Raw genomic sequence first — 12,762 nt, 5'->3', positions numbered from 1 at the left:
GCGGCCCGTTGGCGGGGCCGCCGGTGTTCCGGATGCGTATAAATTGCAATTTGCGGTAAAGTGAGGCTCATGCATTTCGACCAAGAACCCGTACATCATCATGGCCAGCCCGGCAGGACCGCAGTGCTGCTTATCAATTTGGGCACGCCCGACGCGCCCCGGCCAGGGGCTGTCAGACGCTATTTGAAGGAATTTCTGTCCGACACGCGTGTGGTGGAAATTCCCGCGGCGCTATGGCAGCCGTTGTTGAGGCTGGTGATTTTGCCGTTGCGCGGCCGCCAGTCGGCGCACAAATACGCGTCGATCTGGGCGCATAACGGCTCGCCGCTCAAGGTCAATACCGAGCAGCAGGCCGCTGCGGTGCAAAAACTGCTGCAGGCCAACGATTACGATGTGATCGTGGACTACGCGATGCGCTACGGCAATCCGGGCATTGCGGAAAAAATCCGGCAACTGCGCCAGGCGGGCGCAGAGCAAATCCTGCTGCTGCCGCTTTACCCACAGTACTCGAGCAGCACCACAGCGACGGCTTTCGATGCCGCTTTTCGCGTGGCCGCGCGACTGCGCAACCAGCCGGGGCTGCGCACCGTCAAGCACTATCACGATCACCCAGCCTATATCGAGGCACTGCGTCAGCAGGTCGAGGGCTATTGGGTCCAGCACGGGCGTCCGGATTTCTCGGCTGGCGAGCGCTTGTTGCTCAGTTTTCATGGCGTGCCGCGCCGCACGCTCGATCTGGGCGACCCCTATCATTGCGAATGCCAGAAAACCGGGCGTTTGCTGAGCGCCGCGCTTGGTCTGAACGACACAGTGTGTCAGACCACTTTCCAGTCGCGCTTCGGCAAGGCCGAGTGGCTGCAACCGTATACCGCGCCGACGCTGGTTGAACTGGGCAAGACCGGGGTGGGACGCGTTGACGTGTTCTGCCCGGGGTTTACCTCGGATTGCCTCGAGACGCTCGAAGAAATCAATATCGAGGGGCGTCGACAGTTTCTGGCGGCCGGCGGTAAAACGTTCCACTTTATTCCCTGTATGAATACCGCGCCGGCCTGGATCACCGCGCTGGGCGAAATCGCCGCGCTGCATTTGCAGGGCTGGCCGATTCGGCAGCCGGATGCGGCTGCGCTCGAACGTAGCCGCGCGCGGGCCGAGGCGCACGGAGCGCGCGATTGACCGTCAAGATCGACAGCAGCCCCGGCGCCGCGACGCGCATCGACAAATGGCTGTGGGCCGCGCGCTTTTTCAAGACGCGCAGCCTCGCCACGCAGGCGGTCGACAAAGGGCGCATACTGTACAACGGCCAGCGCTGCAAGCCGGCACGCGAGGTGAGACCAGGCGACATACTCCAGATCGACAACGGCAGCACCCAATGGCAGGTGACGGTGCGCGCCATCGCGGAAGTTCGCGGCGCGGCTCTCGTGGCACAGGCACTCTATGAAGAATCGGAAGAGAGCCGCTTGAGGCGGGCCGAGGAGGGCGAACGGCGGCGCTTATACCGAGAGCCCGCGGCCGTCATCCAGGGCCGTCCGACGAAACGGGATCGACGCCGTATGGTGCGCCTTATCGAACACGACGAATGAGTGGCGAACGGGCGTGCGGTGTGCCGGCCGGCCCAGCCAATCGTGAAAGACAGCATTGACGGTCCCATATTCCGTCGTGCGGGTCGTGACTGCACCGGACAGACAAATCGTAGCGGTTCCGGCGGTAACCAGCGCAAGCACAAAAAAGACGGCTAGCGGCACTTTCATGGCGAACTCCTTTACCGAGCTGGCTCGCCCACAAAGGGCGCCAGGATTTGGTTTTGATCTTATGCGCGCCATCGGACCGGTACAATAGCGTATTCGTAAGGCGTGTAACCGGATGTTGCCCGCTCTGCACACGGCGCGGCACCCCTTGAAATAGCGCCGGACACCCCCATTATGCATGCAGCATTGGCGGGCTTTTTGCCCGAAGAAGTGCGTGACTCTGACGCATTAGGGCCTTTTTTTTCTGTTATTTGACCGACTTATGAAAGATCAGCACAAGACCTCGGAAGAGCAGGCGACGCCGCAGGATGCGGCCGCGCAGCAACCCGCTGCGTCGCCCGAGACCACGTCGGCCGCCCCGGTAGCGACCCTGGAAGAGCAACTGGCGATGGTGCAGGCCAAAGCCGACGAGTACTACGATCAACTGTTGCGAACCAAGGCGGAAAGCGAGAACGTGCGGCGTCGCGCGCATGAGGATATTGCGAAGGCGCACAAATTTGCGGTGGAGAGCTTCGCCGAACATCTTCTGCCGGTCGCCGACAGCCTGGAGGCCGCCTTGGCCGACACCTCGAGCGACGTCGCCAAGGTGCGCGAGGGTGTCGAGCTGACCTTGCGCCAGTTGCTGGCGGCATTCGAAAAGAGCCGCGTCAAGGTGATCGACCCGGTTGGCGCGAAATTCGATCCGCACCAACACCAAGCGATTTCCATGGTACCGGCGGCCGAACAGCAGGAGCCCAATACGGTGGTGGCGGTGCTGCAAAAAGGCTATCTGATCGCCGATCGTGTGCTGCGCCCGGCGCTGGTAACGGTGGCCCAGGGCAAATAAAAGCGCGCGGCTCTGCGGCCGTCCCGCGTCATGCGAATAAGCACGAAAACTCTTGAAAAACGCGGCGCGGCACGCATATTCGCGTCAGATTGGCATTGACGGGGCACCCCCCAAACGAACATAGGTTAGGAGAAAGAAAGCATGGGCAAAATCATTGGTATTGACCTGGGCACCACGAACTCGTGCGTTGCCCTGATGGAAGGTCATCAGGTCAAAGTGATCGAAAACGCCGAAGGTGCGCGTACCACGCCGTCCATTATCGCGTACATGGAAGACGGCGAAGTGCTGGTGGGCGCGCCCGCGAAGCGCCAGGCCGTCACCAACCCGAAGAACACGCTGTTTGCGGTCAAGCGTCTGATCGGTCGACGCTTCGAAGAGAAGGAAGTGCAAAAAGACATCGGCCTGATGCCCTACAAGATCATCAAGGCCGACAACGGCGATGCCTGGGTCGAAGTGCGCGACAACAAATACGCGCCGCCCCAGATCTCCGCCGAAGTGCTGCGCAAAATGAAGAAAACCGCCGAAGACTACCTGGGCGAGCCGGTGACCGAGGCGGTGATCACCGTGCCGGCCTACTTCAACGACAGCCAGCGCCAGGCCACCAAGGACGCCGGCCGCATCGCGGGCCTGGATGTCAAGCGGATCATCAACGAGCCGACGGCAGCAGCGCTGGCCTTTGGTCTCGACAAGAAAGAGGGTGGTGATCGCAAGATTGCGGTATATGACCTCGGCGGCGGTACCTTCGACGTATCGATCATCGAGATCGCCGACGTCGATGGCGAGCACCAGTTCGAAGTGTTGTCGACCAATGGCGATACATTCTTGGGTGGCGAGGACTTCGACCAGCGCATCATCGATTACATCATCGGCGAGTTCAAGAAGGAACAGGGCGTCGATCTGTCGAAGGACGTACTGGCGCTGCAACGCCTGAAAGAAGCGGCCGAGAAAGCCAAGATCGAGCTATCGTCGAGCCAGCAGACCGAAATCAACCTGCCGTACATCACCGCCGATGCGTCCGGGCCGAAACACTTGAATTTGAAGATCACGCGCGCCAAGCTCGAAGCGCTGGTTGAAGAACTGATCGAACGCACGATCGAGCCTTGCCGTACCGCCATCAAGGACGCGGGCGTCAAGGTCAGCGACATCGATGACGTGATTCTGGTCGGCGGCATGACGCGCATGCCCAAGGTGCAGGAGAAGGTCAAGGAGTTCTTCGGCAAGGAGCCGCGCAAGGACGTGAATCCGGACGAAGCCGTGGCCGCTGGCGCCGCGATTCAGGGTTCGGTCCTCTCGGGTGACCGCAAGGACGTGTTGTTGCTCGACGTGACGCCTTTGTCGCTGGGCATCGAAACGCTGGGCGGCGTCATGACCAAGATGATCCAGAAGAACACCACGATTCCGACCAAGCATGCGCAGGTGTTCTCGACGGCCGACGACAATCAGCCGGCGGTGACCATCAAGGTGTTCCAGGGCGAGCGTGAAATCGCAGCGCGCAACAAGGCGCTGGGCGAGTTCAACCTGGAGGGTATTCCGCCGTCGCCGCGCGGCACGCCGCAGATCGAAGTGACCTTCGACATCGACGCGAATGGCATCTTGCACGTCGGCGCCAAGGACAAGGCGACCGGCAAGGAAAACAAGATCACCATCAAGGCGAACTCTGGCCTGTCCGACGAAGAGATCCAGCGCATGGTGAAGGACGCCGAGGCCAACGCCGAGGAGGACCGCAAGCTGCGTGAACTGGCCGACGCGCGCAACCAGGGTGATGCGCTGGTGCACAGCACGCGCAAGGCGCTGACCGAATACGGTGACAAGCTGGATGCGGGCGAAAAGGAAAAGATCGAGGCTGCGATCAAGGAGTTGGAGGACGAGCTGCGCGGGTCCGACAAGGAAGCGATCGATGCCAAGGTCCAGGCGTTGTCGACGGCCAGCCAAAAGCTCGGCGAGAAGATGTATGCCGATATGCAGGCGCAGGCGGGTGCGCAAGGCGCCACATCCGAAGCCGCTGGCGCGCAGGCCAAGCAGGACGACAACGTGGTCGATGCCGACTTCAAGGAAGTCAACGACAAGAAGTAAGCATGCATGCGCTGCGTCGCGGTGAAAAGCCGCGGCGCGTGCCGGCCGGGTTCAGGCGCAAGCCCGACCCGGCTTTTTGCCTATGAGGGACGTGCAGTACAAGTGGAACGAATATGGCCAAACGTGACTATTACGAGATTCTGGGCGTAGCGAAAAACGCGAGCGACGACGAGATCAAAAAGGTCTATCGCAAGCTTGCGATGAAGTATCACCCGGACCGCAATCCAGATAGCAAGGATGCCGAAGAGAAGTTCAAGGAGGCCAAAGAAGCCTACGAGATGCTCAGCGACCCGGAAAAGCGGGCGGCCTATGACCAGTATGGTCATGCGGGCGTCGATCCCAATATGGCGGGAGCCGCAGGCGGCGCGCAGGGCTTTGGCGGGTTTGCCGATGCATTCGGCGACATCTTCGGCGATATCTTCGGCGGCGGCGCGCAAGGCGGGCGAGGGCGCGGCGGCCCGCAAGTCTATCGTGGCGCCGATTTGCGCTACAACATGGAGATCACACTGGAGCAGGCTGCCAACGGCTTCGAGACACAAATTCGCGTGCCCGGCTGGGATAACTGCGAAGTGTGCCATGGCAGCGGCGCGAAGCCCGGCACCAAGCCGGAAACCTGCCCGACCTGCGGCGGCTCCGGCGCCGTGCGCATGTCGCAGGGCTTCTTCAGCATTCAGCAAACCTGCCCGAAATGCCACGGCACCGGTTCGTATATTCCCGATCCGTGCGGCACCTGCCATGGTGTCGGCAAGATCAAGAAAACCAAGACGCTCGAAGTCAAAATTCCGGCCGGGATCGAGGACGGCATGCGCATCCGGCTGTCCGGCAACGGCGAACCGGGCGTCAACGGTGGGCCGGCCGGCGATCTATACGTAGAAATTCATATCAAGGCCCACGACGTTTTTGAACGTGACGGCGACGATCTGCATTGCCAGATGCCCATCTCATTTGCCACGGCGGCGCTCGGCGGCGATATCGACGTGCCGACGCTGCACGGCAAAGCGACGTTCGCCGTGCCCGAGGGCACGCAGACGGGCAAAACCTTCCGCTTGCGCGGCAAGGGAATTCGCGGTGTTCGTTCGAGTTATCCTGGTGATCTGTACGTTCACGTGCAGGTTGAGACTCCCGTCAAACTGACCGATCCGCAGAAAGAGATGTTGCGCAACTTCGAGAAATCCCTGACTGAAGGCGGTGCGCGGCATAGCCCGCAAAGCAAGGGCTGGTTCGACCGCGTCAAGCAGTTCTTTGAATGAGTGGCGGCTACTCGCACGAAGCCGGCTTTGCGTTGCTCGACGATAGTGGCGATGGCGCCGGCGCGGCGCGCTCGCGGCTGTATACCGGCCTGATACGCCGGGTCACGTGCGCGGCACCGGGCGGCCTGGACGCCGTGTGCGCAGAAGTGCAGGATGCCCTGCACTCGGGGTGCTTCGCTGTCGTTCTGATCGATTATGAGTTTGGTGTGCGCATGCACGGCGCGGGTGCCGAGGCGCAGCCTGGCCAGTTGGTGTTTTTGCTGTTCGAGCACTGCCGCCATCTCGAGGCGCACGAGGTCGACGACTGGCTCGCCGCCAAGGATCCGGTGCAGGATATTTCTGCCGATGGGCTGCCTTCAGCGCTTGGCGTTGCGGGCATTTGCGACTTGCAGGCCGATACGTCGCGCGCCGAATTTGGCGACGCGATCGACCGCATCCAGCAATGGCTGCGCGCCGGCGAGTGCTATCAGATCAATTACACGTACCGCCTGAATTTCGACGCGTTTGGCTCGCCCGTTGCGCTCTACCGGCGCTTGCGGGCTCGGCAGCCGGTGCCGTTTGGCGCGCTGATCATGCTGCCCGATGAGGCCGGCAGCACCGGTAATTCCGCTGGCAGGGCCATCCTGTCGCTCTCTCCGGAATTATTCGTGCAACACCGCGATGGCGTACTGACGGCGCGTCCGATGAAGGGCACGGCTCCTGCCCATACCGGAGCGCACGAAAATGAGTGCAACCGCGCGGCGGCGGCCGAGTTGGCCGCCGATGAAAAGAATCGGGCCGAGAACCTGATGATCGTCGACCTGCTGCGCAACGATCTCGGCCGACTGGCCATGCCGGGATCAGTGAGTGTGCCGGCGCTGTTCTGCGTCGAGCGCTTTGCCGATGTTCTGCAAATGACCTCGACGGTACAGGCTCGCCTGCGGTCAGGCACCGGATTCGCGGACGTGTTGCGCGCGCTATTTCCCTGCGGGTCGATCACCGGAGCCCCGAAGCACCGCACGATGCAGTTGATCGAAGCCCTCGAGAAAACGCCGCGCGGCCTGTATACCGGGGCGATCGGCTGGCTCGATTCGCCCCGTAACGCTGGGCCCCTGGGCGACTTTTGTCTGAGCGTGGCGATCCGCACACTCACGCTCGATGCACCGCGCGCCGATGGATTGCGCCGCGGGCAACTTGGCGTGGGCGCGGGCATCGTGCTCGACAGCGAGGCCGACAGCGAGTGGGCCGAGTGTCGTCTCAAGGCCAATTTTCTGAGCGCCATGGACCCGGGATTCGCATTGTTTGAGACGATGTACGCCACACGCGCCGAGGGCGCGCGATATCTGGATTGGCATCTGGAGAGACTGCAGCGATCGGCCGCGTATTTCGGTTTTATCTGCGATTCGGCAGCGGTACGCGCCGCTGTGATGGCGCGCTGCAATGAATTGCCCGCCGGCCGCGCGTGCCGATTGCGGCTTGCGTTGCAACGCGACGGCGCCGTCACGCTCACGCATGGCGTGCTGACGCCGCTACCCGCCAGGCTCAAGGTTTTGCTGGATCCCGCCGCGGCCTTGGTCAATGGCGACGCGCTTTGGTTGCGTCACAAGACCACGGTGCGGGCCCGGTACGACCGGGCCTGGCGCGCGGCCGAGACGTTGGGCGCTTTCGACCAGCTGTTTTTCAATCAGCGTGGCGAGTTGACCGAAGGCGCGCGCTGCAACATATTCGTCAAGCTGCAGGGGGCCTGGCTCACTCCCCCAGTGTCGAGCGGCGTGCTGCCCGGCGTGATGCGCCGCGCCGTGCTTGCCGATCCGGCCTGGAATGCGCGCGAGGCGGTACTCACGCGTGACGACCTGCTCAACGCGCAGGCGTTGATGATCTGTAATGCGTTGCGCGGTGCGGTGCCCGCCGAACTCGTGGTGCTGGGCGGCTAGAAACAGTGGGCAGGCGCAGGGAAGCTGCCCTGCTTGACCGCATGCACGTATGCCTCGACGGCGGCCGCGATGCTCGGCTGACCTTCCATGAAATCCTGGACGAAGCGCGGGCGCTTGCCTGGGAATACGCCGAGCATGTCGTGCAGCACCAGCACCTGACCGGAGCACTCGGGCCCGGCGCCAATGCCGATGGTCGGAATCGTGAGTGCCGCCGTGACCTCGGCCGCCAGCGTGGCCGGAATCGCCTCGAGTACCAGCAATTGCGCCCCGGCGCTCTGCACGGCCTGAGCATCGTCCAGCAGCGATTTGGCCGCCGCGTCATGTTTTCCTTGCACCTTGAAGCCGCCCATCGCATGCACCGATTGGGGCATCAGGCCCAGGTGGGCACACACCGGGATGCTGCGTTCGACCAGCAGGCGTATGGTTGGCGCCAGCCATGCGCCGCCTTCGAGCTTGATCATCTGCGCCCCGGCCTGCATCACGGTGACCGCACTGGCGTATGCCTGCTCAGGGGTACCGTAGCTGCCAAACGGCAGATCCGCGATGATCAGGGCGGTCTCGCTGCCGCGCGCCACGCAGGCGGTGTGATAGGCGATGTCGGCGACGGTGACCGGCAGCGTGGTGCGGTGGCCCTGCAGGACATTGCCAAGGGAATCGCCGATCAACAGCGCATCAACGCCGACGCGGTCGAGCAGTGCCGCGAAACTCGCGTCATAGCAGGTCAGCATGGCAATTTTCTCGCCGAGTTCGCGCATCTGCGCCAACCGGGGCACGGTGACCGCCTTGCGGGCAGACTCTTGCAGATAGGACATGATCAACTCCCGAGGGACCGACCGGCAGCGGCGAAGCCGTCCGCGGTCTCGATAAAAAGAAGACTCAGCGTGTACCTTTGACGAACACTTCCTTGCGTCCGCGCATGTGCTCTATGCGCTCGAGCAACAGGTCGAAATCATGTGCGTTCTCGGCGGGATTCAGATGTTCGGTATCGATCGTGAGTACCGGCGCCGCCGCGTAATGGTAGAAAAACTCGCTGTAGATCTCGCACAGCGCCCGCAGGTAGGCATCCGAAATCTGCAGTTCCATCGGAATCGCACGCTTTTGAATGCGCGAGAAGAGTGCCTCCGGACTGGCCTGAAGGTAGATGACCAGATCCGGTATCCGACGGGGCATCGCGATATGCGCGCTCAGCGCGCGGTACAGGGCGAGCTCGTCGTCGGCCAGCGTCAAGCGCGCGAAAAGCGCGTCCTTCTCCGGCAGGAAGTCGGCAATCAGCGAGCTACCGCCGATCTCCTGCTGGGCGATATCGCGCATCTCCTCGACCCGTTCGAGCAGGAAGGCGAGTTGGGCTGGCAGCGCAAAGCGCGCGCTATCGCGGTAGAAACGCTCGAGAAATGGATTACTGGCGGGGTCTTCGAGCCGAATCCGGTGGCCACCCAGTTCGGCAAGTTTGCGCGCCAGCGAAGTCTTGCCCGCGCCGATCGGCCCTTCGATCACCACGTAGCGGTAGCGTGCCGGTATCGTTTGTCTCATGGTCGCAGGCTCGAAATGGGCTTCACGCTACTTCGTGTTTGCGGCGCGCTTGTTCGGACAGCAGCATAGCGCTACCCGTTCGATACGTTGATCCGCCACGCCCGCGAGCAGGTCGGTGACGCGCCCGTGCCCAGGGATTTCCAGCTCCGGGCGCAGATCATTGAGCGGCAAAAGGACAAATGCGCGGGCGGCGATGCGTGGGTGCGGCACGGTAAGATCGGTGTCGTCGATGTGCTCGTCGCCGTACAGCAGCACGTCCAGATCGAGCGTGCGCGGGGCGTGCTTATATGGGCGCTCGCGGCCGAACTGCCGCTCGATGTCCAGGCACAGTCGCAACAGTTGATGGGCCGAGAGTCGAGTCTCCAGTGCGACAACGCAATTGTAGTAATCAGCGCCATCGGCATCGACCGGCGCGCTGTGATACAGGTGCGAGCGGGCCACGATAGTGACGCCAGCCTGCTGGGCCAGGCAGACCACTGCGTCTTTGAGGGTTTGACGGGCGTCGCCCAGATTGGCGCCGAGCCCTACATAAGCCACCGTCATGAGGAGCTTCCTGTGTCTCGCTGCAACGATGATACCGGTTCGGCGGTATTTTCGCTGACGTCCACTTTGTTGCGCGGCCGGCGCGGGCGTCGACGGCGCTTGGCGGGAGCTGCGCCCGCCTGGGGGTGCGCCAACAGCACTTCGCGCCCGGCGTTGTCGCCGGCAATGAAATCGGTCCACCATTGCCCGACTTCCGGCGGCAGCTCACCCGACTCGCAACGCAGCAACAGGAAGTCGTAGCCGGCGCGAAAACGCGGATGCTCGAGCAGGCGGAACGGCGTGCGGCCGACCCGCTTCTCGAGACGTGACTGCAACCCCCAGATATCCTTCATGTCGGCCGTGAAGCGGCGTTGGATCGCCAGCTTTTCGGTCTGTGCATCGAGCACATCGTTCATTGCCAGATGCAGGGCGGGGATCGGGTACTCGCCGCTGGTCTGATAGGCACGCCATTTTTCCAGCACCAGGTGCCATAGCAGCGCGGCAAAGAGGAATCCGGGCGACACCGGCTTGCCGGCGCGGATGCGCGTGTCGGTATTGGTCAATGCCAGCGCGACGAATTTCTCGCCCATCGGCTGCTCCAGCACGACATCGAGCAACGGCAGCAGGCCGTGATGCAGGCCTTCGGCGCGCAGACGCTGTACGCAGGGCCAGGCATGACCGCATAGCAGCAATTTGAGCATCTCATCGAACAGGCGCGCGGCCGGCACGTTGTCGATGAGCGGCGCCAGCGCTTCGATCGGCGCGCGAGTGGCCGGATCGATACTGAATTCGAGTTTGGCGGCAAAGCGCACCACGCGCAGCATGCGCACCGGGTCCTCGCGATAGCGTGTGGTCGGATCGCCAATCATGCGCATGACGCGAGCGCGGATGTCCTCCCAGCCATGGTGGTAGTCGTGCACCGTTTGCGTGGCCGGATCGTAGTACATCGCATTGACGGTGAAGTCACGCCGGGCGGCATCCTCCGTCTGGGTACCCCACACGTTGTCGCGCAAGACCCGGCCGCTCTGGTCGGTCACGTGCGTCTTGCGATCGAGCTCGCCGCGCTTTGGCCGGTGTGCGCCGATTTTCTCACTGTCCTGCGCATCGACTTGCGCTCGAAACGTCGATACTTCGATGATTTCGTTGCCGAACTGCACGTGCACGATCTGAAAGCGCCGGCCGATAATGCGGGCGCGCCGAAACAGACGCTGTACCTGCTCGGGCGTGGCGCTGGTAGCGACGTCGAAGTCCTTTGGCGCGACGCCCAGCAGAAGGTCGCGCACCGCGCCGCCGACGATAAATGCCTGATACCCGGCTTGTTGCAGCGTGTCAGTCACGCGTACCGCGTTGCGTGAGATCAGACTTGGGTCGATACCGTGGGTGGCGTGCCCGATGATGTTGGGCTGCATCGCGAGTGGCTCGGGCGAATCGTCGACGTTGTCCTTGCCGAGCAGCCGGTTGATGAGCTTTTTGATCATTGGAACAGCTCGATGATGGGCCAGCCGCGCCGTTGGGCGGCGGCTCGCAAGGTCTCGTCCGGGTTGGTCGCGATCGGATCGGTCACTTTTTCCATCAAAGGAATGTCATTGGCCGAGTCGCTGTAAAAATAACTGCGCTCGAAATCGGACCAGCGCTTGCCGAGTTGGCGCAGCCATTGTTCGGTCCGGACGATTTTACCCTCCCGGAAACTGGGAGTGCCAAGGTAGTCACCGCTGAATCTCGCGCCCGGGGTGCCGTCGACGGTCGCCGGCTCGGTCGCGATCAGATGTTCGACACCCAGTTGTTTGGCGATCGGTCGCGTCACGAAACTATTCGTGGCGGTGACAATGGCACACAGATCTCCGGCGCTTCGGTGCCTATCGAGTAGCGCCAGCGCGGACGGCAGGATCGCGGGGTGGATCACCTCCTGCATGAACTGGTCATGCCAGGCGTCGAGCTGCGCGCGCGAATACTGGGACAACGGCGCCAGCGCGAAGCGCAGGAACGCTGGCATGTCCAGCGTGCCGGCCCGATAGTCGGCGTAAAACGCTTCATTTGCCTGGGCGTAGGCAATCTTGTCGACGGCGCCGATACGCACCAGAAAACGTCCCCATTCCTTGTCGCTATCGGTGGGCAGGAGGGTGTGATCGAGATCAAAGAGGGCTAGATTATTCATGTGGTGCGATTTTACCCGAAGGCGCCGCGTCATGAGTTGCCGCAGCGCCCTCGCCGGGCGCCTGGATCAACATACGTCGCAGCAGGGGGAGCGTGACGGCGCGTTTCTGTTCCAGTGAAAAGCGATCGAGTGCGTCGAGCAAGGCCATCAGGCTTGGCATGTCGCGGCGAAAATGCGTCAGCAAATAAGCCGGTACGTCGTCACTCAAGACCAGCCCGCGTTCGCGCGCCGCAGTCTGCAGTGCCAGCGTCTTGCCGGCGTCGTCGAGCGCGGCTAGCTGAAATACCAGGCCCCAGCCAAGACGTGTGCGCAAGTCCTCGCGTACCGGCGTGGCCAGTGGCGGCGTACGGCCGCTGGCCACGAATGCGCAGTGCGGTCGCGCCCGCACCTCGTTGAACAGGTTGAAGGCGGCAATCTGCTGGGTCGGTGACAGGGTATCGCAATCGTCGACGCAGTAGATGCGCGTGGATTCGTCGAAGGCAAAGGCTGCCAGCGGTGTATGCGGCGTCAACAGGCGCGCGGCCTGACTGGCATGGCAAAGCGCGTGCAACAGGTGCGTGCGCCCGCAGCCGGGCTCGCCCCACAGGTAGATGCCGCGATCGGCGGCAAAGCCGCCATCGAGCGCCGCGGGTAATCCGCCGAGCAGCGCAACGGCCTCGCGGTTCGCGCCCGTGATGAAGTTGTCGAACGTCGCCGGCGGGGGCGTGCCGAGATCGAGAAGCAATTGTTGATTCACAGGCGAGTCAGC

General features: G+C 62.7%; 12 protein-coding genes. 6 read left to right on the top strand and 6 right to left on the bottom strand.

All coding sequences use genetic code 11. From position 1 onward, the window contains the following. The first annotated feature begins 69 nt into the window (after positions 1-69). The 6 genes from hemH (at position 70) to EPN80_RS03125 (ending at position 7,807) form a co-directional block, all read left to right on the top strand. Positions 70-1,173: a ferrochelatase gene (gene hemH / locus EPN80_RS03150; RefSeq protein WP_293023555.1), complete on the top strand. Its 1,104-nt coding sequence runs from the start codon at positions 70-72 to the stop codon at positions 1,171-1,173. Beyond that, a complete protein-coding gene (locus EPN80_RS03145; protein ID WP_293023553.1) occupies positions 1,170-1,580 on the top strand; it encodes an RNA-binding S4 domain-containing protein in 411 nt (136 codons plus the stop codon). Before hemH ends, EPN80_RS03145 begins: the two co-directional genes overlap by 4 nt. A 427-nt stretch (positions 1,581-2,007) precedes the next feature. Continuing rightward, positions 2,008-2,571: a nucleotide exchange factor GrpE gene (gene grpE, locus EPN80_RS03140; protein WP_293023551.1), complete on the top strand. Its 564-nt coding sequence runs from the start codon at positions 2,008-2,010 to the stop codon at positions 2,569-2,571. Between the two features lie 141 nt (positions 2,572-2,712). After that, a complete protein-coding gene (gene dnaK, locus EPN80_RS03135; protein WP_293023548.1) occupies positions 2,713-4,644 on the top strand; it encodes a molecular chaperone DnaK in 1,932 nt (643 codons plus the stop codon). A 113-nt stretch (positions 4,645-4,757) separates the two neighbouring features. Further along, positions 4,758-5,894 carry a molecular chaperone DnaJ gene (dnaJ, locus tag EPN80_RS03130; protein ID WP_293023545.1) on the top strand — a complete coding sequence of 379 codons (1,137 nt, stop codon included), beginning with the start codon at positions 4,758-4,760 and terminating at the stop codon, positions 5,892-5,894. Continuing rightward, positions 5,891-7,807, top strand: coding sequence for a bifunctional anthranilate synthase component I family protein/class IV aminotransferase (locus EPN80_RS03125; RefSeq protein ID WP_293023542.1), 1,917 nt, complete (start codon positions 5,891-5,893; stop codon positions 7,805-7,807). The genes dnaJ and EPN80_RS03125 overlap by 4 nt, the downstream gene beginning before the upstream one ends. On the opposite strand, the gene panB is transcribed toward EPN80_RS03125, so the two are convergent. From panB to hda, 6 genes are all read right to left on the bottom strand, one after another. After that, positions 7,804-8,619, bottom strand: a complete 816-nt coding sequence (panB, locus tag EPN80_RS03120; RefSeq protein WP_293023538.1) for a 3-methyl-2-oxobutanoate hydroxymethyltransferase — start codon at positions 8,617-8,619, stop codon at positions 7,804-7,806. The genes EPN80_RS03125 and panB overlap by 4 nt on opposite strands. Before the next feature lie 64 nt (positions 8,620-8,683). After that, complete coding sequence (locus tag EPN80_RS03115; protein WP_293023535.1) at positions 8,684-9,337, bottom strand: deoxynucleoside kinase; 654 nt, start codon at positions 9,335-9,337, stop codon at positions 8,684-8,686. Positions 9,338-9,364: 27 nt separating this feature from the next. Continuing rightward, the gene (folK, locus tag EPN80_RS03110; RefSeq protein WP_293023532.1) at positions 9,365-9,880 is read right to left on the bottom strand and encodes a 2-amino-4-hydroxy-6-hydroxymethyldihydropteridine diphosphokinase; all 516 of its coding nucleotides are present in this window, start codon (positions 9,878-9,880) and stop codon (positions 9,365-9,367) included. Further along, a complete protein-coding gene (gene pcnB, locus EPN80_RS03105) occupies positions 9,877-11,337 on the bottom strand; it encodes a polynucleotide adenylyltransferase PcnB (RefSeq protein ID WP_293023529.1) in 1,461 nt (486 codons plus the stop codon). The genes folK and pcnB overlap by 4 nt, the downstream gene beginning before the upstream one ends. Then, a complete protein-coding gene (locus EPN80_RS03100) occupies positions 11,334-12,014 on the bottom strand; it encodes an HAD family phosphatase (RefSeq protein ID WP_293023526.1) in 681 nt (226 codons plus the stop codon). Before EPN80_RS03100 ends, pcnB begins: the two co-directional genes overlap by 4 nt. After that, on the bottom strand, positions 12,007-12,750 hold the full coding sequence (gene hda / locus EPN80_RS03095) for a DnaA regulatory inactivator Hda (protein ID WP_293023524.1): 744 nt from the start codon (positions 12,748-12,750) through the stop codon (positions 12,007-12,009). Before hda ends, EPN80_RS03100 begins: the two co-directional genes overlap by 8 nt. Between the last annotated feature and the right edge of the window lie 12 nt (positions 12,751-12,762).

Origin of the sequence: Pandoraea sp., assembly GCF_004297875.1 — a bacterium.
Lineage (GTDB): Bacteria > Pseudomonadota > Gammaproteobacteria > Burkholderiales > Burkholderiaceae > Pandoraea.
This window is presented reverse-complemented; position numbering and strand designations above follow the sequence as displayed.

Excerpts from the sequence above, each read along its gene's own strand:
- panB (WP_293023538.1), bottom strand. The coding sequence starts at position 8,619 with ATGTCCTATCTGCAAGAGTCTGCCCGCAAGGCGGTCACCGTGCCCCGG.
- grpE (WP_293023551.1), top strand. The coding sequence starts at position 2,008 with ATGAAAGATCAGCACAAGACCTCGGAAGAGCAGGCGACGCCGCAGGAT.
- dnaK (WP_293023548.1), top strand. The coding sequence starts at position 2,713 with ATGGGCAAAATCATTGGTATTGACCTGGGCACCACGAACTCGTGCGTT.
- hemH (WP_293023555.1), top strand. The coding sequence starts at position 70 with ATGCATTTCGACCAAGAACCCGTACATCATCATGGCCAGCCCGGCAGG.
- pcnB (WP_293023529.1), bottom strand. The coding sequence starts at position 11,337 with ATGATCAAAAAGCTCATCAACCGGCTGCTCGGCAAGGACAACGTCGAC.
- dnaJ (WP_293023545.1), top strand. The coding sequence starts at position 4,758 with ATGGCCAAACGTGACTATTACGAGATTCTGGGCGTAGCGAAAAACGCG.
- folK (WP_293023532.1), bottom strand. The coding sequence starts at position 9,880 with ATGACGGTGGCTTATGTAGGGCTCGGCGCCAATCTGGGCGACGCCCGT.
- EPN80_RS03100 (WP_293023526.1), bottom strand. The coding sequence starts at position 12,014 with ATGAATAATCTAGCCCTCTTTGATCTCGATCACACCCTCCTGCCCACC.
- EPN80_RS03125 (WP_293023542.1), top strand. The coding sequence starts at position 5,891 with ATGAGTGGCGGCTACTCGCACGAAGCCGGCTTTGCGTTGCTCGACGAT.
- EPN80_RS03115 (WP_293023535.1), bottom strand. The coding sequence starts at position 9,337 with ATGAGACAAACGATACCGGCACGCTACCGCTACGTGGTGATCGAAGGG.